This window comes from Legionella sp. W10-070, assembly GCF_900640175.1.
Lineage (GTDB): Bacteria > Pseudomonadota > Gammaproteobacteria > Legionellales > Legionellaceae > Tatlockia.
Genome location: NZ_CAAAJC010000001.1, coordinates 121,061 through 141,132, shown reverse-complemented (window position 1 = coordinate 141,132; position 20,072 = coordinate 121,061). Strand labels below are relative to the sequence as shown.

The window sequence follows — 20,072 nt, the reverse complement described above, 5'->3', positions numbered from 1 at the left end:
TTGCGCTTCATCCGGACTACCATCACCAACAGCTCTCTTAATCGCACGAGTAATAAGTTGAAGCAAAATGATTTCATACTAAGCATCCTGCCTGGCGGTGGCAATGATAATCATCAATTTTACTATGCCTGGCGTCTCTGTGTTTTCTGTATTAATTTGCTTGATGCTGAGCGCATAATCCCTGCTTAAAGTCCATAACCAAAATACAAATTGACTAAAAGGTACTTTTTCAAATGATAACTGAATTTCCCCTGAGCTTGTTTGTTGCATCTGATAGGGGAATTGCCTTAAGACTCCGCTGGTTAATTGACTGTCGATCAAGGCTAATAACTTCGTATTACTGATGGTTTGCGGGGCACGATGGTTTTTAGGTTGCTGGCGAATTTTTTCCATCCAGGCCAAAGTTTCCTGTTTTTCTGTTAGTTGGGCAGAGTGGGTGTTAATTGCGGTAGTCAGAGGGGAATAAATCAAAAGATAGAATAAATAACTCAGCAAGAAGACAGCAGTAATAATGACCATCCAGCGCTCTCGGACATTTAAATTATTCCAATGATTAATCATAGGGTTAGCTCCAGAGTTCCAACTACTCTTTCTCTATCTGTTGAAGCTTGCGTTTGCCTTACCTGAATATTTGCCTTTTGTAAACGGTTCTGAAAAAGCTCCAGTTCTGCGAAATTTTTTGTTGTCAGAGTAAGCTGGAGTGATTGGTTTTGAAAACGGAGTTGCTCAAAATTCATGGTGTCCGGGTTAAAATTTTCCGCCAGGATATTTAATAGAAGCCAAAAACTGTTATCTTTTTCGGTTTGACGGGATTTCAGTAATTGACTAATGCGAAATTTAGGACTGATTACCTGTTGTGCCTGAGGAAAAAACGCATGGTAAATGTGTGCTACTTTAGCATCAACTTCCTTTATTTCTTTATTAAGATGATGAAGTTTGGTGAGGTTTCCACCAATGAAGGTGGCTAGCCAGATTACAGTCATTATTGCTGCAGCCTGATACCAGCGTTTTGCTTTAGTATCGCCCCCATGACGTAATTCACCCTGGCATAGATTCATTGGCTTTATTTTTTGCAGGCGCCTGGCAAGCCAGATAAAGGAATCTTCTTCTGATTTTATCGACCTGACAGGCTGTGTGACTGTGAAAGCCTTATTACTGTTGGGAAAGACAAGAAATGAATAATTGCTTGCTAAAGGCAGTTTTTTAAAATAAAGAGTAGCTAATTCAGGGGAGAGGGCGCCTTGGAAATTCGTGTCGTTAATCAGCAGATAAGAGTCCATTCCAGCTATTTCATCTTGATTAAGTGCAAACCAATCAATGGTTATGGCATCGAAATAAATTGCCTGTTCGTTAAGTTGGATTATTAATTTTTCTAACTCGCTCTTATTGCCAACAATTACCAGGTAGTGACCATCCTGATAATAATTACGGTCAAAAGCAAAGTGTAGGGTGTTAACATTTTGCGCAAGGTTTTCTTCCAGTGCAAAGGGGATGGCAGCACGTGCTTTTTTGTCGTTAAGCCAGGGTAGGGCAATACGATGCAGACTAAAAAGCAACGTGGGCAGAACAATAATGGTCTGATGACCTTTCTGCAGGGATTTGATGCTGTCAAAGTCACGTTGTGCAAGTGGGGCTATTATCTGGTTTTGATTATCCAGAACCAGACTTAAGCAACCCTCTTGGTTAAGCTGATGAGCAAATAGAAAGCATGTGGCCACAGGGCACCTTGATCTGATCAGTTGAGTCGCTATTCAGGCCAGACAGTTTAGCCTGAATAACGATAAAAAATTTAGGCTCTGTGAAGCAATTGTTTTGCAGAGCGAAAATATGGATAATTGATCGCCATTTTGTCTTTGAATGAGGCGAATAGCGAACCCTATTCAAGAAACTCAAAGACGGAATGGCGTCAATTAGCCGCATTTGCAGCCGCGAAAAAATTGGTTCACGGCTAGGCATAAGCATATTTTTTGTCAGCAGAAGCCAGGGTCCATTGGCTCTTTAATTGCTGGGACAATAAATAAACTGCCATTGCATATTGAGGACTGGAATTATAGCGGGTGATTACATAGAAATTAGGATAAGCAAGCCAGTATTCCTGTCCGTCTTGTGTATTTAACTCAATCAGGCCAATTTTCGATGGCGCGTGGATGGAAGCTGTGAGGGGTTTGATTCCCGCTGCTTTCAATTGTTGCCATTGGTATGTCGCACTTTTATAGGCAGTATTGATATTTTTATAGTGGTTACCTTCTACCCTTGCCGGCTGTGCGATGCCTTCATTGGTTGCCCATCCGTGTTTACGAAAGTAATTTGCAACACTGGCAATGACTGCTTCATTGTCATTAACCAAATCTTTTTTGGCATTTCCTGCGAAATCGGCAGCATAGTAGCGGTAACTGCTGGGCATAAATTGTGGCATGCCAATAGCGCCAGCATAAGAACCCATATATTGGGTGGCGGGGACTTTATGTTCGCGGCAAAGTAATAAATATTCTTTCAATTCTTTAGTAAAAAACTCAGCGCGTTTGGGATAATTAAAGGCCAGGGTTGATAAGGCATCAATGACCCGGTAGTTGCCTTGTCTTTTGCCGTAGAGGGTTTCAACACCGATAATGGCGACAATGATATGGGCAGGTACACCGTATTTTTTCTCTGCCTTCTTTAAGGTTTCCTGATTGCTCTTCCAAAACTCGATACCACCTTGTACTCTGTCTGAGGTCAAGAATAATTGTTTGTACACATCCCAGGATTTCTTCTCGTAGGGCTTGTCCATTGATTCGATGATTTGGGGCTGTAGCTTCACCTCATCCATAATCTGCACCAGCTCTTTGCGGTCAAACTGGTGCTCTTTAACCATTTTTTCAATAAATTGCTGAACATCTTTACGCTGACTGAAGGCTTTGTCGGCTTGAGCAATGCTGCAAACGAACAATGTAATCAAGGCAAAACACAGTGTGGCTATTCGTCGCATTCCCGATCCTTTAGTGACTATCAAATGTTTAAGTTTAGTATAAAAAATAAAACGGCAGCAAATTTTTTATAAAAACAGGGTGCGATTAATGTACGGTTTATTGGCCATGCCCTGTGCCCAAGGCGCAGGATATTGAGAATCAGTGAGAATAAATCGCTAAATTAGAAAATCGCGGGTTTAAATCGTGCCTGCTTATTACGCGGTACTTTCTGGACGCTGATAATTAAGCTAGAATAGCACCATTTTACTAGCAGGTTTTTCAGTTGAGCGACTTAACGCGAATTCGTAATTTTTCCATCATAGCCCATATTGATCATGGTAAATCGACTTTGGCCGATCGATTTATTCAGCTTTGTGGCGGTTTATCTGACAGGGAAATGGCTGAACAGGTGCTTGATTCCATGGAAATCGAGCGAGAGAGGGGCATTACCATCAAGGCTCAAAGTGTATCTTTGAACTATACTGCCCGTGATGGCAAGACCTATTTGCTCAACTTTATTGATACCCCTGGCCATGTCGATTTTAGCTATGAGGTATCACGTTCCCTTGCGGCTTGTGAGGGGGCTATCCTGGTTGTGGACGCAGCGCAGGGGGTTGAAGCCCAAACCGTCGCAGTTTGTTATACTGCAATTGATCAATCTTTGGAAATTTTACCGGTTTTAAACAAAATTGATTTACCTCAGGCAGAGCCGGAACGGGTAATTGCTGAAATTGAAGATATTATCGGGCTTGAAGCGCAGGATGCAATTCGAGTTAGCGCCAAAAGCGGCCTTGGTGTTGAAGAAGTCCTTGAGGCACTGGTTTCTCGCATTCCGCCGCCACAGGGTGAAATTGAAGCGCCCTTACAAGCTTTAATTATTGATTCCTGGTTTGACAGTTATCTTGGTGTTATTTCGTTGGTTCGTATCGCTAATGGTTCGCTTAAGAAAGGGGATAAGTTGCGGGTCATGTCGAGCGGTAAATCCTATGAGGTTGACCAGGTGGGTATTTTTACCCCCAAGCGTAAGAAACTTGACATATTACAGGCAGGTGAGGTTGGCTATGTCGTTGCGGGTATCAAAGACATCCAGGGTGCGCCAGTCGGTGATACTTTAACACTTGAAAAGAATCAGGCGTCAGCCCCCCTTCCTGGCTTTCAGCGCGTCAAACCACAGGTTTATGCAGGTCTTTTTCCAATCAGCTCGGATGATTTTGAAGCTTTCCGTGAAGCATTGGCCAAGCTGAGTTTAAATGATGCCTCTTTATTTTATGAGCCAGAATCTTCCGAAGCATTAGGTTTTGGCTTTCGTTGCGGCTTTCTTGGCATGCTGCATATGGAAATTGTCCAGGAAAGATTGGAGCGGGAATATAATCTGGATTTAATATCGACAGCCCCTACGGTAATCTACAAGGTAGTGACCACTAAAGGGGAAACTTTGATGATAGATAATCCATCACAGTTACCTCCTACGCAACAAATCAAGCAGATGTTTGAGCCAATTGTACGCGCCAATATTCTGGTACCGCAGGATTACTTAGGCTCTATCATCAGTCTGTGTGTAGAGCGTCGTGGCGTTCAGGTTAATATGACCTATAGTGGCCGTCAGGTATCAGTTGCTTACGATTTGCCTATGAGTGAAGTGGTATCTGATTTCTTTGATCGTTTAAAGTCAGTGAGTCGGGGTTATGCTTCTCTTGATTATAATTTCTTACGCTTTGAGGAAGCAGATCTGGTCAAAATGGATGTTTTGATTAATGGAGAACGTGTTGATGCCCTGGCTGTCATTGTTCATCGCGATGCGGCCTACAGTCGAGGTAAGGCATTGGCTGACAAGATGCGGGAATTAATACCAAGGCAAATGTTTGATGTCGCTATTCAGGCTGCTTTAGGTAATCATATTATTGCCCGACAAACGGTAAAGGCTTTGCGTAAGAATGTTACCGCCAAATGTTATGGGGGGGATGTGACCCGTAAGCGAAAATTACTGGAGAAACAAAAAGCGGGAAAGAAACGTATGAAGCAAGTCGGGCATGTGGAAATTCCTCAGGAAGCATTTATGGCAGTTTTTCAAACTGATAGAAAAAAATAATCGCTGCTGTAGTTTACTCTAAAGTATCCTGAATGCGGGATTAAGCAATAAAGTGGTGCTCCTTACAGGATAAGGTTTCAGGTGGTTTAGTAGATATGCAATTAATTGATAGGAACAATCAGGTATGAATTTTGCTTTATTATTAGTCATTCTCTCTTTAGTCAGTGGTATTATTTATTTACTTGATGTTCTTTATTTTGCAAAAAAGCGCAAGCCTGAAGAAAAACCTGGGCGTATTATTGAATATTCCCGTTCTTTTTTTCCTATCTTTGTGATTGTGCTGTTGTTACGTTCTTTTTTGGTTGAACCATTCCGTATACCTTCAGGCTCACTTGAGCCTACGTTGCTGGTTGGCGACTTCGTGGCGGTTAATAAATTTGCTTATGGTTTAAGGCTTCCGGTTTTGGAAAAAAAGATAATCCCTATCGCCAATCCAAAGCGGGGAGAAGTTGCCGTATTTCGCTGGCCGCCTGATCCGAGTTTTGATTATATCAAGCGTGTTATTGGAGTACCTGGTGATAAGGTAAGTTATCACAACAAGAGACTGACCATTAATGGAAAAGAAATGAAGCAGACTTTTGTTGAGTATACTACGGATGAAAGTTCAGGGCATGCAGTAGCGAAGTATCGGGAAAATTTAAATGGCATTGAACATGATATCTATATTCGTCCGGATGTTCCTGCTGAAGACTTCGATGTTGTGGTACCGCAAGGGCAATATTTCATGATGGGTGATAATCGTGATGATAGTGCTGATAGCCGTTATTGGGGTTTTACTTCGGATGAATATTTACGAGGCAAGGCTTTCCTGGTATGGATGAGTTGGAATAGTAAGACTGACAGTATCAGATGGTCTAAAATAGGCAGGGTTATTCACTGAGGTTTAGTTGATTTTCAGGAGTATCAGTTTCCATTATCCGTTGATGACGGCATGTTAATAAAATCAGAGGTAAAAATTGATCCCCAATGATTTACAGCGTCTAGGCAGGCGATTAGATTATCAATTTAAAAAAATGGCTTATTTAAAGCAGGCTTTAACTCATTGCAGTGCCGGCAGCGTTAATAATGAGCGTTATGAATTTTTAGGCGACTCGATTTTAAGTTTTATTATTGCCGCGGTATTGTTTGAGCGCTTTCCCGAGCAAACAGAAGGCCAGTTAAGCCGGTTGCGTGCATTTTTGGTTAAAGGAGAGACGCTTGCAGAGATTGCGACCGAAATAAATCTAGGTGATCATCTCTATCTGGGGCAAGGAGAGTTAAAAAGTGGCGGATTTCGTCGAGCTTCAATTCTTGCTGATGCGCTCGAGGCTGTCATTGCGGCTGTGTTTCTTGATGGCGGCGTGGAAGAGAGTAAAAAACTGGTCTTAAGGCTGTATAGTTCTCGTTTGGGAAGTGATCTGTTGAAGGATAGCTTAAAAGACCCAAAAACCCAGCTTCAAGAGTATTTGCAAGCTGAAAGAAAACCTTTGCCCGAATATTCCCTGGTGAAGGTTGAAGGAGAAGAACATGAACAGGTTTTTTATGTAATGTGTAAGGTAAGCGGCATCAAAAAAACAACAACAGGCTACGGCGCCAGCCGCCGTAAGGCCGAGCAGGATGCAGCAAGTCAACTATTGCAACAGTTAACCAATAATTAGTTGTAAATTCACGGATGTTACAAGCGTCAGGTATCCTCTGGTCAATTTTCCATGAGGTAGCTGATTATTACTTTTGTAATAATTCATGGTATAAGTACTAATGACCTGGTTCTAACCAAATTATTTTAAGGCGCATGAGCAACATAAAAGGGATACTTTTTGCAATACTTATGGTGGTAATTTTCGTCATTGCAATTGGCTGGTGGAAGTTTTTGGGCGCGAGAATAAATAATCTTCCCATGACGGCATCAATATCAGGGGCTGGGGAAGATAAACGTCCTGTTCCACTGCTTTCAGTAGTGGTAAAAAATCTGCAGATCCCCTGGGCCCTGGATTTTTTACCTGATGGTACAATGCTGTTTACGGAGCGACCGGGAAAGATCTATTCAGTAGATTTAAAGAAAAGTAATGAGCCTGTGGAAATAGCCTCGATTGAGGAGGCAGCTCCTATAGGTGAAGGCGGATTGCTTGGTCTTGCGGTCCATCCAGACTTCCAGCATAACCCTTTTGTTTACGTTTATTATACTTATCAATTGCATGATAATTACCTCAATAGAGTAGTTCGTTATCAATTGTCAGAGAATAAACTGCATGATCCCAGCCTTATAATTGATAAAATTCCAGGCGCCCCAACTCATAATGGAGGACGGATTCGTTTTGGTCCGGATAATTACCTGTATATTACAACAGGTGATGCTCAAATTCCGGATGCGGCGCAGGACATTAATTCTTTTGCTGGAAAGATACTAAGGATCAAAGATGACGGTTCAATTCCTGAAGATAATCCCTTTATAAATTCCCCTGTTTACTCTTATGGGCATAGAAATCCACAAGGAATTGCCTGGGATGAGCAAGGACAGCTTTGGGCCACCGAACATGGCCCCACGGCGCATGATGAAATTAACCTGATTAAGCCTGGTAGAAATTACGGCTGGCCAATAATCACAGGTAAAGGGTCTCAAAGCGGCATGGAGACACCGGCCATCGAAAGTGGTTATGTTACCTGGGCACCTGCAGGCGCGGAAATTCTTGACAATGTACTCTACTTTTGCGGCCTAAGAGGTAGAGCTTTGTATGGCTTTGATTTGAAAACAAAAAAGCTTAGTAAATACCTAAGTGGTAGCCTGGGAAGACTGCGAGAGATTAAATTAGCCCCTGGCGGACTATTTTATGTCGCGACTAATAATAGAGATGGAAGAGGCATTCCTAAAAAAGATGATGACATGATAGTCATTATCAATCCTGAAAAACTTAGGTAACATTGAGCAGTATTAAAGGTGAAAACCGTGCTTTAATCGACCGAGAATATTCCTGCCTACCGTTTGATAAGCGATAGTAAATAATAAATTGATAAATAAATAAAAATTGGTTTAACAAAAAAATTAATCATCAAAATAAAGCGTAAAAAAAGATCGCCAGAAAGCCATAGGGTTTTGATAACAAGAAAAATGCCAGGATTATCAGGTAATAAATATAACATTACAGTCACTTCATTAATCAGCCAAATACCAATCAAGGTGCAACAGACAGCGATAACATGCCTTGATAAATAGATAATATTAAGAAGAAAATGCACGGTTTACCTGGCTTATAATTTAAATTCCATTGATTCCATTTTAATTTTAGGGCTGTTTCCAGCATCTTGCCAGGGAAGGATCAACCTATCACCTATAATTAACAGTAGTTGGGAGTAAAAGGAAACTCCTATGGGATTGAATTTATATCATCAGAAAAGAAATTTTAACAATACTCCAGAACCAAAAGGTCAAATGCATCGGGGAAAGGATTATCGTTTTATTATTCAAAAGCATGCAGCGAGTCATCTTCATTATGATTTTCGATTGGAACTTGATGGGGTACTAAAAAGTTGGGCTGTGCCTAAGGGACCCTGTTTGGATCCTAAGGTCAAGCGCTTGGCTGTGCATGTGGAAGATCATCCTGTCGAGTATGGTTCTTTTGAGGGAATTATTCCAAAGGGACAATATGGCGGCGGTACAGTGATGCTTTGGGATCAAGGTAAATGGGAGCCATTGGATGAAGATCCAGGAAAAGCCTATGAGAAGGGTCATTTACGGATCCGGTTAAACGCGGAAAAATTAAATGGGCGATGGGATCTTATCCGCTTTAAGCAAGAGGACGACAAGTCCTGGTTTCTCATTAAATATAAGGATGAATTTGCAAAACCTTTGGCTGATTATGATATCACTCAGGAAGAGCCTGACAGTGTTTTAACTGGACAGTCAATTGAAGAGATTGCAGAAAATTATGACAATATTTGGCATAAAAAGGGTTTAAAGAAAGCAGTAGGGAAGAAAGTGGCGATAAGCAAATTACTTCCTTCTGATCTTAAACCTGCTTCTTTTCCCAGGAGGATTTCTCCTCAATTGACAACCCTGACAGATAAAGCACCCGGAGGGCCAGAGTGGTTACATGAAATTAAATTGGATGGCTATCGAATTATTGCCTCTAAAGAAGGGAAATCTATCCAATTAATGTCGCGAACCCATACCGACTGGACGGAAAATTTCCCTAATATTGTCAATAAACTAAAACAATTTCCGGTGAAGCGCATAATCTTCGATGGCGAAGTCGTTCTGTTAAATAAAAATCATCAATCTGATTTCCAACTTCTACAGAATGCTATTAAATCAGAAAAGGGACAAGCTTTCATTTATTATATTTTTGATCTTATTTACTATGACCAATATGATCTTAGAGGATTAACTTTAGTAGAGCGAAAGAAGATACTCAGAAATTTATTGCCAGATAACGACGCTGTATTACGTTATAGTGATCATATTATCAATCATGGTAACGAAGTGTTTAAGAAAGCCTGTGAACTGGCTTTGGAGGGGATTATTTCCAAAAATATACAGAGCACCTATCAGGGAAAACGGACTAAGTCCTGGGTTAAGGTGAAGTGTGGCAAACGCCAGGAGTTCGTAATTGGCGGTTACTTAAAACCAAGAGGGTCAAGACAATATTTCCGTTCTTTGATGCTTGGTGTTTTTAACAATCGGGGTGAGTTGGTATACAGTGGAAATGTTGGTACGGGATTTACTAACCAGACGTTGAAAGAAGTATTCAAACAATTGCAGGAAAATCGCAGTAATGAAAATCCTTTTCACAACAAACTTTCGGGAGTAAAGGATGCGCTATGGGTTAAACCAAAACTGGTTGCGGAAGTAGAGTTTACCGAATGGACAGCGGAAGGGAAATTAAGACATCCCAGCTTTAAAGGACTAAGGCGGGATAAGGCAGTGAAATTGATAAAAAAAGAAGAAGAGATGCCTGCTGAGGAATTAGCCAAGGAGAGTCCTGGCAAGATTATTTTGTCAAATCCTGATAAAGTTCTTTATGAAGAAGATAATATCACCAAACAAGATCTCTTTAATTATTACGAGACGATTTCGCCGTTTATTTTACCGTTTATTCGTAATCGTCCACTTACTCTGCTTCGATGTCCAAACGGTTATGAGGATTGCTTTTACCAAAAGCATTTTAATGAGTCTACCCGAAGTGAACTTTGTGCGATTACCATAAAAAATAAAGCAGGTGAGGCAGAAAAATATATTTATCTGAAAGAGGAAACGGGCTTATTGAGTCTTGTGCAAATGGGGGTTCTTGAAATACACCCTTGGGGGAGTACTGTTAATAATATTGAATGCCCCGATATGATGACCATCGATTTGGATCCAGCCCCTGATGTGCTCTGGAAAAAAGTCGTGGCAGCTGCCTTTGAAATAAAGAAATATCTTGAGGAATTTAGCCTGATCTGTTTTGTAAAAACTACCGGCGGCAAAGGACTTCATGTCGTTATCCCCATCCTTCCGGAATATAATTGGGATGAAGTTAAACACTTTACTCAGGTTTTTGTTCAATTTCTGCAGAAACGGGATCCGCATTCCTATACCACTAATATGGCAAAAACCAAGAGAAAGGGTAAAATATTTGTGGATTATTTGCGCAATCAACGAGGTGCTACGGCAATCAGTGCTTACTCTTCACGAGCCAGACTGCATGCACCTGTGGCAGTGCCTATTCACTGGTATGAGCTTACGGACGATATCAATGATACCTTTTACACTATCCAAACCTTGCCAATCCGTTTAAAAAATTTGAAAGAGGATCCCTGGGAAGGATTTTGGGAAATTAAACAATCCTTAAGGCTCAGGGAATTATAATTTTCTGACTATCTAGGCGCTGTCGACAATTGATCCCTACTGCCTACGTACCGCGCATAAAGCACGGTACGTAGGGGGCAATTAGACTATTGCTTAAATTTAAATCATTCGGCGCTCTAGAGGCTGTTGTCTAAGACTCCTCAGGCAAGGGATTGGTTCGCAGCATTTGTTCAAACCAGCGTTTACCACACCAGCAGACGGCTGCAAAATAGGGTAACCCACCAACAACCCACATAATTAAACCGGCCAACTGCTGATGTTCAAGGTTTCGATTAACGCCATAAATGGATTGATGAGCAAACGTCAATAAAGCGCCTAAAAATCCAGTGTGCATGAGGGTAAATAATAGCGCGAGAAAAGCGCGTGGTGCTCTGGATGGTGAGCAATGCAGGATTGACCACCAAAATAGACCGGCACTTAGCAGGAAACAGGCATGCTCTATAAAATGCCACCAGGGATTGTCCAGTGCAAGAAGATAAAGTTTCGGAGCATGCCAAAACCAGATAGCCAGTCCCTGGATGGCAGCGGTTAAGAGAGGATAATGGGCAATGATTAACAAAGGACTCCATAGCCAGATGATGGGGCGGCCTACTGCCTGGGCTAATTGCGGTAACGGCCGGGCTAATACCCATAAAGGAGGAATAACAACCAGCATGAACATATGTTGCAGCATGTGTACTGCCGTGTTGGTTTCAGCCCATTCATCAAAAGGCCCAAACACGGTAAAGGCCATAATTAAAGCGGCTGTTTGAAAAAAAGACCATCGCTGCCACCCTGGCCACAACTGATAGGCGCCGAAGCAATAGCTCAACCAGAATGAAAATAAAAGCAATGCCCCTAAAATGACAGGCAGTTGGGTTTTTTCACTGGCTGCAAAGGGATCATGGGCAAATACAATAGCGGGTAATAATAAGAAAGCCAAACTGATAAGCGCGCGTAATTTCATATTTATTTCTCATAGACAGGGTGGAAGAAACAAGGTCATCAATCCAATACTAAAAGTGGCTGCTGCTGCAATCAGGTTGACCCCAAGCCCTATCCAAATAATAAAACGACGCATCTTGCCGGGAGGATAAGGGGAATTTGTTGCACGCCAGCTCTTATAGGACAGATAGAGTAAAGAAGCGGTACTTATCAAGGTTGTTAAAAAAAGCAAACCATTTAACCAGGTTAACGATGATGCAGGTGGTGAGGAAACTGCGCAACCAACAGACAAAACAGTGTACATGAGCACAAACCACAAGCTCCAGATAATCAGACCGAAAACCAGTTGTAAAGGATGGGCTGGCGATAGCATCAGGCACCTCCCCATGACATCGGCAACAGGACAATTGCAGCATAAGTTAGCCAAAAGACAATAGCAGTATAAATCCACCATTGCTCAACCACTACCGGTTCATAGAGCGATTGCGTACCGATATAGCCATAAAAAACTCGCAAGGCAAGCTGAAAGGTGATGATAACGGCAATAACGCCATGAATTAGCTGATACAATAAAATTACTTCGATTACTGCATCATGAGCAATTTGGGTAGGATTAAGGGATGAATTGATGATTACCCATAGCAAGATAACGCAATGAATTAATCCAAGAAAACCAATGCCCCAAAGATTGGCTTGCAGATGGGCAACTTGACGAGCGCGGACTCGTTTCATTAAACGGTAAAGCCACAGGACATTAATTGACAGCAGTAATCCACTGTTTAACAGGAGAATCCTTGAAAATGGCATTTGCTGAGGGGTTTGCCAATAGGGTGCCGCAGTCCATAAATAAAACCAGCCAAACACTAATGACATATAGAAAGCGCCATTCGCCAACAGACTAACCGCCATTCCCCAGAATCCTGGTCCATCAAAAGTTCTCGAGTGTAATGGCAGATTATGGCTCCTGATTTTAGTTTCAGGTGCTGCTTTTTCATGCATACCGTTAATCCAGGCCCAACGGAGCAAAATAGTGAAGCAGACCAATGTAAAAATGGCCGCCCATAGATAATTTCGCACAATCAGTGACAAGCATAAAATCATGATGGCCAGCGAAGCAAAAAAGGGTAACCAGGAGTTGCCCGGTAAATGAATGATTTCACGTATTTTACCAGTCACAGGATCAGTACCCCAGGTTTCTCGACGCCCATGACTGGCAATTGCCAGATCATGCTCTCCTGCGGCTATAGTCTGCTGCAGGTTAGGCTTATCCCAAAGCGGGTGACGGGTTGGACAAGCAGGCAAGCTGATGAAGTTATAAGGCTGAGGAGGAGTGGCTGTAGCCCATTCCAGGGTATCGGCATTCCATGGGTTGGTTGATGCAGGACGACCAAAGCGAAAATGCAGGAGAATATCAAGAATAATCATCGCAATCCCGGCTGCCATGATAAAAGAGCCAACAGAAGAAATAAGATTTGGCCAATCCCAGCCCAGGCCTGTTTCATAAGTATAAATCCGTCGAGGCATACCAAGAAGACCAGTTAAATGCATAATTAAAAAAGTAATATTAAAGCCAATAAAGGTTAACCAGAATCCTAAGCTTGCCAATCGCTCCGAAGGCATGCGGCCAGAAAAGTGCGGCAACCAATAATAAAGGCCTGCCACCATGGGGAAAAACATGCCGCCAATTAACACATAATGAAAATGGGCAACGACAAATTGCGTATCATGGACTTGCCAGTTAAAGGGTACAAGTGCCAGCATGACGCCGGTTAATCCCCCAGCGACAAAGATGACTAAAAAACCAAAAACCCAAAGCATGGGAATGCGAAAAACAGGACGACCGGCAATAAGGGTTGCCAGCCAGGCAAATAATTGAATGCCAGTAGGAATAGCCACCAGCATGCTGGCAACGGAAAAGAAGGCTTGTGCCAGTTGGGGGATGCCTATGGTAAACATATGGTGTACCCATAAACCAAAACTGATAAAGCCCGTAACAATCACTGCAAGCACAATCCAGCGATAACCAACAATGGGTCGCCTGGCAAACACGGGGATTAGTGTGGAAATAATTCCTGCTGCCGGCAAAAACATAATATAAACATCAGGATGGCCGAAGAGCCAGAATAAATGCTGCCAAAGGATTGGATCGCCTCCGCGGCTTACATCAAAGAAAGGCAGGCCTGCTGCACGCTCCAATTCAAGCAGCACACTGCCAAGGATCAATGGCGGAAAACCAAAGATGATCATCCAGGCCATGACCAGGATATACCAACAGAAAAGCGGCATCTGATGTAGCGCCATATTGGCGGTGCGTGTACGAAGGATGGAAACCACCAATTCAATGCCGGTTGCCAGTGCTGAAATTTCAGCAAAAGTAATACCAATTAACCAGAAATCCGCATTTCTTCCCGGTGAATAAGCAGTGCTTGTTAAGGGGGTATACATGAACCAACCGGTATCGGGCGCAAGATTAAGTAACAAACTGATTATTAAAATGATGCCGCCGAACAAGTAACAAAAATAACCAAAGGCGCTTAGACGAGGAAAGACCAGATCGCGTGCGCCTATCATTTTGGGTATCAGGTAAAGAGCCAGCCCCTGGATGAAAGGAACAGCGAAAAGGAACATCATAATGGTGCCATGCATGGTAAAAAGCTGATTATAGATATCAGGTTTAATCAGCTGTTGCTCTGGAAGTGCCAGTTGAGTGCGCATTAGCATGGCAAGTAAGCCACCGAGAATAAAAAATATGCCTCCGGTTATCATGAAGCGGATGCCAACGGTGGTATGGTTAACAATAGTCAAAGCACGCCAACCGCGAGGATTACCCCAAACCTCGTAGAATTCAGTATGCATGCGGGCGTGATCGTTTGTGTTATTTTCATTGGCCATCTGGGTTCTCCGGCCTGATACCAGGGGAAAGAGGAATTTTGGGCATAAAGGAATGTTGTCGTTTTTTTTCAATCCATGCGCTGAAATCATCTGCCTTGTGTGCTTCGACTTTAAGAATCATCTGGGCGTGCAGCAAACCGCAGAATTCGGCGCATTGACCGCGAAAATGACCTGGTTTTGTAACCTGAAGGCGTAAAACATTAATCCGTCCTGGGATCATATCGATTTTCCCATTGATTCTGGGTATCCAGAACGAATGGATGACATCTTGACTGGTGGCATGGATATCAACAGGATGTCCTATGGGTAGATGCAGTTCGTTAATCAGGGTAATCCCGGCTTCCGGGTAGTGGATTTCCCACCACCATTGATGACCAATGACATCAATGCGCAGAGGTGGGTTTCCTGATAAGGGCAGGGGAAGCATGCGATAACCTGCCGGGGTGCCGAAGAGAAGTAGTATGATGATACTTATGGTTGGCAGGAGAATGCCGCCGCCGATAATTAACTGCCGCTGCAGGGGGATTATTCGTTTCTCATCCATTACTTCTGATTTGGGGCGGATTGCATAAAACCACAGGAGAATAATTCCCAGCAGTACCAGGCTAAAAAAAACAAACATCCCCCACCACAACCAATAAACAGCAAGTGCTGCAGGACCTGCAGGTGCCAGAGCAGATTGCGGCCCCTGACATCCTGACAATAAAAAAGAGAAGAAGATTGCAAAGCATGCAGTTAATGGTTTAAATGATCTATTGCGGGTTACACGGAATGCCTCAAAGGGGAACTCATGGCTCATGAACCAATTAACAGTCGCATGTCTATTGCTGGTCATCCGATTCATCCTATGCTGATTCATTTTCCTGTAGCGGCCTTGCTCGGTCTGGTTGCTACGGATGTTGCCTATATTTATAGCCATGATCTTTTTTGGGCAAGGGCAGGATTGTGGCTTGTCGGTGTTGGTACAGTAGGAGGAGCATTCTCCGGTATTATTGGCCTGATTGATTTGATTACTGTAGCACGTATCCGTAACCTGATCACTGCCTGGTGTCATGCAATTCTTGCAGTCATGATGCTCTCGGTGTCCTCGTTTAACTGGTTGCTTCGTCTTGATGATTTTGCAAGTCACATACTGCCAATAGGGGTATATACCTCGTTGCTGACTGCTTTGCTGATTTTCCTCACCAGTATCTTTGGTGGGCAGCTGGTGTATGAATATGGGGTGGGAGTGGACATTGAATCCTGAGTATTTAAAGACTGTGCTTGATTGATGGAAAAGGGTTGACATAGGTACTCCCTAGAATGGTTTGCCAAGTACCAGGCTGACAATGAGCACAATTAAACTGACTGTCATTAGATTTATCCCATAGCAAAGTAATTTCAGGAATTGTGGGGGGATTTTTTTTGCCTTGATTATAAGCAAGCCATTAAAAACATGACAAACTACCAAACCACTAACCAGGGTCAATTTGGCGAGAAGCCATAATGTGAGGGTGTTCATCTGTAAAAAAATGATTGTCCCTGAAACAATAGCGATTAAGGCGGCTGGTGTGAGGATAAGGGTGAATATTAAACGTGAAATGGCAATTTGCTCGTTGATTTCATCCTTTGTTTGGCTTGCTATTCCCGCAATTAATGTGGGCACATAGAGTAATGAACCACACCAACAAAGTAATGCTGCGATATGCAGAATCAGCGTCCAGGGCATGGGAACTATCCTTATTCCATCGATGAGGAGCAGGCTTTTACTGAAGATTCTAACCGAAAAATATTCAACCAACCTACCATAGTTACTGCTTTGAGGCAAATTTGTATTGAGGGTGCGATTAAAACTACGGTTTTTATTTGAAAGTTTTAGTGGTAGCCCGGATGGAATTTTAATCACCCCCTTTTGGTGCAGGCAAGCGTATTAAAGTCTAATTAATAAACATTTAGATAATTTGCAGGTTGAGCCAAGGTAACCATGCTTAAGTTTAGACTTAACAGCTTGATACTCATTTATACTAGGGAGTGCGTTTCAGGCTCATCTGTTTCTTGCTTACCAGCGTTTAACGCAGCAGCAAATTGATTGACTGCTTTCATTTCAGAAGGCATCTTAAAGAATAAAAAATTTGTTGCCAAACCTGATAAGCCACTGGCAGAGGCAACCATAACCGCAGCGGTACTTCCAGCAGCTATCCCGCTGAGAAAAGCGCCCGGACCACTCCAGATGCCTAATGCAAAGCCGATGCCAAACCCAATGATGGCTACTACTGCGGTAATGGCCGCTGCTGCCGCGAAAACAAAAACAGCCTGTGTGGCATTTGGATGTTTGCCTTCCAGGATCACCTGGCAGTCTTTAGTAAAATCATGGATTGCTTTTTCTCTATCTGTCTCTGGTTTTTTAAGCTTGTCAATAAGCTGGATTACCTTTTGCTCAACTTCCTTGTGTTTTTCCTGAGGGATTGTTTTAAAGAGGGCTTCTGCCGAGGAGTACAGAGGGGAGGTTGGGGGGATTTTATTCTTCCAGGCACAGGCATTTGAACCTTTACCAAGGTTGGGCTTATTGTCGTCAGATTTTTTTTTATTTTTAAGGTTATCTGATTTCTTTGAATTTTGGGGATGAAAATTTGTCCACAAATAATTAGCAAGCTCTGTAATGCCGATATTGTTTTTGGATGATGTGAGAAAACGGGATGTAAATTCCCCTTCAATTGAATTGAGAGCGTCTATATCTTTTTTATCTTCAAGCTTATCAGCTTTAGTGCCAACCAGCATAATAGACGGCTTGTTTATTTTTTCTTGGAGTTCTTTAATATCATCGGTAATCTTTTGCTGATTAATGCCGGAAGCTAAATCCACGCAATAAAGGACTACTATGTTTATGCTGCTAGTTATCGTCATTGTGAGGTCATAAACATTCCTCTCTCCGGAATCCCAAATACCGAAAAAAACATCTTCAAGTTTAACTTCCTCGGGGATTTTATGATAATCCGTCCCAATAGTATGCCGGTAATTTTCATCATAAGTATTTTCTGGTTCTTTTTTGAGTACTTTACCTAGCAGATGATTTTTAAGTTGTGTCGCTAGTTTGCTTTTACCGGCATTTTGATTGCCGAGCAGTAGAATGTTAGTTGGCATATTAAGTCCTTAGAAAATTTGCCGCATTCTATCTCATCCTGACTTTATAAGAAACATTTGTTAAATTTAATAAACTAAAAGCAATAATTTTAATAAGGAAATTAATCATGAAAAGAATATTAGTCACTGGCGCAAACCGTGGTATAGGGTTGGAATTCGTTAAGCAATTGAGCCAGCAGGGCATGGAGGTGATTGCGACCTGCCGCAATCCTCAACAAGCCTGGGAGTTACAGCAACTTGCCGGGGAGAGAAAATCGATTATCATCCATAAGCTTGATGTGACTGATGATAGTGAACTGCGGCAGTTAGCTAATAAATTAAAAACAACATATCTTGATTGGATCATTAATAATGCCGGGGTCAGCGGGCAGTCTGGAGTCACTGCAGGTAATATTGAACGTGATAACTTTTCACAGGTTTTTAACGTTAATTGTTTGAGTGCGCTAAAAGTTAGTGATATTTTTTTACCTTCATTGTTAAAGGGAAAGGACAAATTGATTGTAGCAATCAGTTCCCGTTTGGGGAGTATCAGCGATAATCAGTGGGGTAGAAGCTATGCCTATCGGACCAGTAAGGCTGCGCTAAATTGTGTGATGCGATCCTTTGCACTGGATGTGGCAAAGGAAGGGGTAAAGGTCATGCTTTTGCACCCCGGCTGGGTTAAAACGCGCCTGGGTGGACCCGATGCCAGACTGGCTGTAGAGACCAGCGTGAATGCCATGTTAAAAGTGATTGAAAAATATAAAGATAACAGCCATGCTGAAGTATTGCGAAGCTATAATGATGAGGTAATTGACTGGTAACCTTAATTGAAGACCATTCATCAATCTGAGGAAAAAAATGAATCAAAAAGTGTTTGTAAACCGTATCGTCAACATGAAAAAAATCAAATACATTGGTTTGGACATGGATCATACCCTTATTCGCTATCAGACAGAAAATTTCGAGTCCCTGGTTTACAAACTGGTGGTGGAAAAATTAATAAAAGATAAAAATTATCCGGTTGATGTAAGAAAATTTAAATTTAATTTTAACAATGCAATCCGCGGATTAATTATCGATAGCCAGAATGGTAACATTCTAAAGCTTAGTCGTTATGCTGCAATTCGCCAAAGTTATCATGGCACCAGGGAAATCAGTTTTGCCGAGCAAAATAAAATCTACCGCAGTATTTATGTTGATTTGAAAGATCCCAATTACATTGCGATAGACACTTCTTTCTCCATTGCGTTTTGTGTCTTGTATAGTCAGCTGATTGACCTTAAAGATGAACAGCCCCATGAGTTGCCGACTTATACCGGGATTGCCCTGGATGTGCTGAGTGCAGTTGATGAGGCGCATGCGGACGGCAGTTTGAAGGAGTATATTACCAAAAACATGGCTACTTATGTGCTAAGGGAAAAAGCAGTAGTCGATGGACTTAAGCGTTATATTCATCATGGTAAGAAATTATTTCTTCTTACCAATTCGGAATACTATTACACTAATCTTTTACTTGAATATGCCATTAATCCTTTCCTGGAGGAAGGGGAAAGCTGGCGGGATTTATTTGAATTTGTGATTACCTTAGCCCATAAACCCCGCTTCTTCTATGATAATTTAAGGTTCTTGGCAGTAAACCCGACAGATGGGGCAATGTCAAATACTTATGGAGCGATTGTCCCTGGGATTTATCAGGGAGGGAATGCGAGAAAATTCACTGAAGACCTGGCAATCAGCGGTGATGAGATCCTCTATGTGGGTGACCATATATACGGCGACATTCTTCGATTGAAAAAAGACTGTAATTGGCGAACAGCACTTATAGTTGAAGAGCTTGGCGAAGAGATAGAAGCACAGAAAAAGGCGTTGCCGGTTGAAAAGAAGATTGTTGAATTAATGAATATTAAAAAAATTCTCGAGCAAAGGAACATCGATCTTCACACTCGTAGTGTGGAAGAAATTACAACGGAATATGATGAACAAATTGCAGAAATCCAAAAGCAAATTTCTGCACTGGATAGTGAAATCACCAAATTGCTTCAGGAAGAACAAACCTTTTATAACCCACATTGGGGACGGGTTTTTCGTGCTGGTGCAGAGGAAAGTTATTTCGCTTATCAGGTTGATCGCTATGCTTGTATCTATATGGAGAGGTTTTCCGATTTATTAGAGCATTCTCCAATCACTTATTTTCGCGCCAATCGGCGGTTACTGGCTCATGATGTGGAGAACCTGTCCCAACCTTTATTATTTTAACCCCGGCTATTGGGGTGAGTCAGGGCGTGTCTTCATTGCA

The 20,072-nt window shown here is 42.1% G+C and carries 18 protein-coding genes; 8 read left to right on the top strand and 10 right to left on the bottom strand.

Features of this window, described 5'->3' with window-relative positions:
• Positions 1-78: 78 nt before the first annotated feature.
• The 3 genes from gspM to mltB form a co-directional block, all read right to left on the bottom strand.
• A complete protein-coding gene (gspM, locus tag E1O65_RS00600; protein WP_133131656.1) occupies positions 79-561 on the bottom strand; it encodes a type II secretion system protein GspM in 483 nt (160 codons plus the stop codon).
• A complete protein-coding gene (gene gspL / locus E1O65_RS00595) occupies positions 558-1,718 on the bottom strand; it encodes a type II secretion system protein GspL (protein ID WP_133131655.1) in 1,161 nt (386 codons plus the stop codon). Before gspL ends, gspM begins: the two co-directional genes overlap by 4 nt.
• A gap of 230 nt (positions 1,719-1,948) precedes the next feature.
• The gene (mltB, locus tag E1O65_RS00590) at positions 1,949-2,968 is read right to left on the bottom strand and encodes a lytic murein transglycosylase B (protein ID WP_133131654.1); all 1,020 of its coding nucleotides are present in this window, start codon (positions 2,966-2,968) and stop codon (positions 1,949-1,951) included.
• A 263-nt stretch (positions 2,969-3,231) separates the two neighbouring features.
• Between mltB and lepA the strand changes: the two genes are divergently transcribed.
• From lepA to E1O65_RS00570, 4 genes are all read left to right on the top strand, one after another.
• Positions 3,232-5,037, top strand: a complete 1,806-nt coding sequence (gene lepA, locus E1O65_RS00585; protein ID WP_133131653.1) for a translation elongation factor 4 — start codon at positions 3,232-3,234, stop codon at positions 5,035-5,037.
• Between the two features lie 124 nt (positions 5,038-5,161).
• Entirely contained in the window at positions 5,162-5,917 is a 756-nt protein-coding gene (gene lepB / locus E1O65_RS00580) for a signal peptidase I (protein WP_133131652.1), read from the top strand.
• Positions 5,918-5,996: 79 nt separating this feature from the next.
• On the top strand, positions 5,997-6,674 hold the full coding sequence (gene rnc, locus E1O65_RS00575; protein WP_133131731.1) for a ribonuclease III: 678 nt from the start codon (positions 5,997-5,999) through the stop codon (positions 6,672-6,674).
• A gap of 134 nt (positions 6,675-6,808) precedes the next feature.
• Positions 6,809-7,933, top strand: a complete 1,125-nt coding sequence (locus E1O65_RS00570) for a PQQ-dependent sugar dehydrogenase (protein WP_133131651.1) — start codon at positions 6,809-6,811, stop codon at positions 7,931-7,933.
• Between the two features lie 56 nt (positions 7,934-7,989).
• Here the strand turns inward: E1O65_RS00570 and E1O65_RS00565 are convergent, their stop codons facing one another.
• Positions 7,990-8,250: a hypothetical protein gene (locus tag E1O65_RS00565; protein ID WP_133131650.1), complete on the bottom strand. Its 261-nt coding sequence runs from the start codon at positions 8,248-8,250 to the stop codon at positions 7,990-7,992.
• Between the two features lie 130 nt (positions 8,251-8,380).
• Here E1O65_RS00565 and ligD point away from each other — a divergent pair, with 130 nt between their 5' ends.
• A complete protein-coding gene (ligD, locus tag E1O65_RS00560) occupies positions 8,381-10,858 on the top strand; it encodes a DNA ligase D (protein WP_133131649.1) in 2,478 nt (825 codons plus the stop codon).
• A 130-nt stretch (positions 10,859-10,988) separates the two neighbouring features.
• On the opposite strand, the gene E1O65_RS00555 is transcribed toward ligD, so the two are convergent.
• From E1O65_RS00555 to coxB, 4 genes are read right to left on the bottom strand one after another with little or no spacing between them, the layout of a single operon-like run.
• A complete protein-coding gene (locus E1O65_RS00555; protein ID WP_133131648.1) occupies positions 10,989-11,804 on the bottom strand; it encodes a cytochrome c oxidase assembly protein in 816 nt (271 codons plus the stop codon).
• A 9-nt stretch (positions 11,805-11,813) separates the two neighbouring features.
• Entirely contained in the window at positions 11,814-12,155 is a 342-nt protein-coding gene (locus tag E1O65_RS00550; protein ID WP_133131647.1) for a hypothetical protein, read from the bottom strand.
• Positions 12,155-14,674, bottom strand: a complete 2,520-nt coding sequence (ctaD, locus tag E1O65_RS00545; RefSeq protein ID WP_133131646.1) for a cytochrome c oxidase subunit I — start codon at positions 14,672-14,674, stop codon at positions 12,155-12,157. Before ctaD ends, E1O65_RS00550 begins: the two co-directional genes overlap by 1 nt.
• A complete protein-coding gene (gene coxB, locus E1O65_RS00540; RefSeq protein ID WP_207384211.1) occupies positions 14,664-15,509 on the bottom strand; it encodes a cytochrome c oxidase subunit II in 846 nt (281 codons plus the stop codon). Before coxB ends, ctaD begins: the two co-directional genes overlap by 11 nt.
• Here coxB and E1O65_RS00535 point away from each other — a divergent pair.
• Complete coding sequence (locus E1O65_RS00535; protein ID WP_133131644.1) at positions 15,465-15,920, top strand: DUF2231 domain-containing protein; 456 nt, start codon at positions 15,465-15,467, stop codon at positions 15,918-15,920. The genes coxB and E1O65_RS00535 overlap by 45 nt on opposite strands.
• A gap of 51 nt (positions 15,921-15,971) precedes the next feature.
• Here the strand turns inward: E1O65_RS00535 and E1O65_RS00530 are convergent, their stop codons facing one another.
• Complete coding sequence (locus E1O65_RS00530) at positions 15,972-16,382, bottom strand: CopD family protein (RefSeq protein ID WP_133131643.1); 411 nt, start codon at positions 16,380-16,382, stop codon at positions 15,972-15,974.
• A gap of 290 nt (positions 16,383-16,672) precedes the next feature.
• Complete coding sequence (locus E1O65_RS00525) at positions 16,673-17,794, bottom strand: GTPase domain-containing protein (protein WP_133131642.1); 1,122 nt, start codon at positions 17,792-17,794, stop codon at positions 16,673-16,675.
• A gap of 107 nt (positions 17,795-17,901) precedes the next feature.
• Between E1O65_RS00525 and E1O65_RS00520 the strand changes: the two genes are divergently transcribed.
• Both E1O65_RS00520 and E1O65_RS00515 read left to right on the top strand, forming a co-directional pair.
• A complete protein-coding gene (locus tag E1O65_RS00520) occupies positions 17,902-18,597 on the top strand; it encodes an SDR family oxidoreductase (RefSeq protein ID WP_133131641.1) in 696 nt (231 codons plus the stop codon).
• 37 nt (positions 18,598-18,634) lie between these two features.
• Positions 18,635-20,032, top strand: coding sequence for an HAD-IG family 5'-nucleotidase (locus tag E1O65_RS00515; RefSeq protein ID WP_133131640.1), 1,398 nt, complete (start codon positions 18,635-18,637; stop codon positions 20,030-20,032).
• Positions 20,033-20,072 lie beyond the last annotated feature (40 nt).

Excerpts from the sequence above, each read along its gene's own strand:
- ligD (WP_133131649.1), top strand. The coding sequence starts at position 8,381 with ATGGGATTGAATTTATATCATCAGAAAAGAAATTTTAACAATACTCCA.
- gspM (WP_133131656.1), bottom strand. The coding sequence starts at position 561 with ATGATTAATCATTGGAATAATTTAAATGTCCGAGAGCGCTGGATGGTC.
- E1O65_RS00535 (WP_133131644.1), top strand. The coding sequence starts at position 15,465 with ATGGCTCATGAACCAATTAACAGTCGCATGTCTATTGCTGGTCATCCG.
- E1O65_RS00520 (WP_133131641.1), top strand. The coding sequence starts at position 17,902 with ATGAAAAGAATATTAGTCACTGGCGCAAACCGTGGTATAGGGTTGGAA.
- E1O65_RS00555 (WP_133131648.1), bottom strand. The coding sequence starts at position 11,804 with ATGAAATTACGCGCGCTTATCAGTTTGGCTTTCTTATTATTACCCGCT.
- E1O65_RS00550 (WP_133131647.1), bottom strand. The coding sequence starts at position 12,155 with ATGCTATCGCCAGCCCATCCTTTACAACTGGTTTTCGGTCTGATTATC.
- E1O65_RS00515 (WP_133131640.1), top strand. The coding sequence starts at position 18,635 with ATGAATCAAAAAGTGTTTGTAAACCGTATCGTCAACATGAAAAAAATC.
- lepB (WP_133131652.1), top strand. The coding sequence starts at position 5,162 with ATGAATTTTGCTTTATTATTAGTCATTCTCTCTTTAGTCAGTGGTATT.
- mltB (WP_133131654.1), bottom strand. The coding sequence starts at position 2,968 with ATGCGACGAATAGCCACACTGTGTTTTGCCTTGATTACATTGTTCGTT.
- E1O65_RS00570 (WP_133131651.1), top strand. The coding sequence starts at position 6,809 with ATGAGCAACATAAAAGGGATACTTTTTGCAATACTTATGGTGGTAATT.
- E1O65_RS00530 (WP_133131643.1), bottom strand. The coding sequence starts at position 16,382 with ATGCCCTGGACGCTGATTCTGCATATCGCAGCATTACTTTGTTGGTGT.
- E1O65_RS00525 (WP_133131642.1), bottom strand. The coding sequence starts at position 17,794 with ATGCCAACTAACATTCTACTGCTCGGCAATCAAAATGCCGGTAAAAGC.
- coxB (WP_207384211.1), bottom strand. The coding sequence starts at position 15,509 with ATGACCAGCAATAGACATGCGACTGTTAATTGGTTCATGAGCCATGAG.
- ctaD (WP_133131646.1), bottom strand. The coding sequence starts at position 14,674 with ATGGCCAATGAAAATAACACAAACGATCACGCCCGCATGCATACTGAA.